We start from the raw sequence: 1,032 nt of genomic DNA on the forward strand, positions 1-1,032 counted from the left end.
AATGGTGTATGCCAATCTGCCTGTCAATCGAGATGGTGCGGCCTAACAATTCATTCAAGCCGAACCCGCTTCGCGGGTCGGCTTAATTCAGGCGTTATGCGGTGTTGCAAAAGCATCACCGTAGTTGTTCCTTCGGCCAGCACTTCGCACCGTGCCGGGTCGGCTCCGGATAGCAGTCTCGGTTCTCGTCGCCATCGTGACCATCGCCGCTTCGCCGCTCGTGCTGTTACATCCTGGCGTCCCGGTTGTTGGCGGCTTCGGGCACATCACGCGTCGCGGGTTCTCGGTAAAGCTTCGTCCGGCAATTTGGTACTGTTCGCTCGGGGGCGGTGTTGCGGTTGTGGCGGGTGCAAGTTCTTCCCGCTCTTCCGGCAATCACCGCATAACAAGTCATTCAAGCCGAAACCGCTTCGCGGTTCGGCTTAATTCCGGCGTTAGGTGTCTATGGACTTTTTCGTTGTACTCGGTGCAGTGAGCGGCATCGCCTCTTTGGTTTCGCTGTTCCTCCCAGCGACCAAGAAACGAGAACGATTCATTCATGCTGGCTATGTGCTTGCCATCGCCCTTCTTGCTGGCGTTGCCGTGCACTATCAGCAGAAGCACTCTCGCATTGAGCAAGCTAAGCGCTTCGCGGCCAGTCTGCTCAAAGATGATGGGCAGTACTCTACGGAGGGCTTCAACATGGCCGCACTTGCCTTCCTTGAGACAAACAAGGATCTTTTCCCGGACTCTTACTCACGGGCGCAAGAACTTTGCAAAGCCAACGATTGCACCGGCGCTCAGTATGGCAATCCAAGCAAAGACTCTCTTGAGCATGCGTACAACCAAATCAATGTCGCGTCATCACTCAAAGGCCTTGTGCGTGGTGTTGCCTCCCGTGACGACACCTAACAATTCATTCAAGCCGAAGCCGCTTCGCGGCTCGGCTTAATTCAGGCGTTAGCGCGCAAGGACAGTTATGACGCGATCCGAAAGAGCAAGTCAGATATGGGCAGTGTTGGCGTGGGCCGCGAGGAATCGACAGTCGCTCAC

General features: G+C 55.8%; 1 protein-coding gene. It reads left to right on the forward strand.

Features of this window, described 5'->3' with window-relative positions; genetic code table 11:
- Positions 1–444 precede the first annotated feature (444 nt).
- A complete protein-coding gene (locus ACFOLC_RS16105; RefSeq protein ID WP_386760283.1) occupies positions 445–891 on the forward strand; it encodes a hypothetical protein in 447 nt (148 codons plus the stop codon).
- The last annotated feature ends 141 nt before the right edge of the window (positions 892–1,032 follow it).

The sequence above is a fragment of the Lysobacter cavernae genome (genome assembly GCF_042648505.1).
GTDB classification, from domain to species: Bacteria; Pseudomonadota; Gammaproteobacteria; order Xanthomonadales; family Xanthomonadaceae; genus Lysobacter_L; species Lysobacter_L cavernae.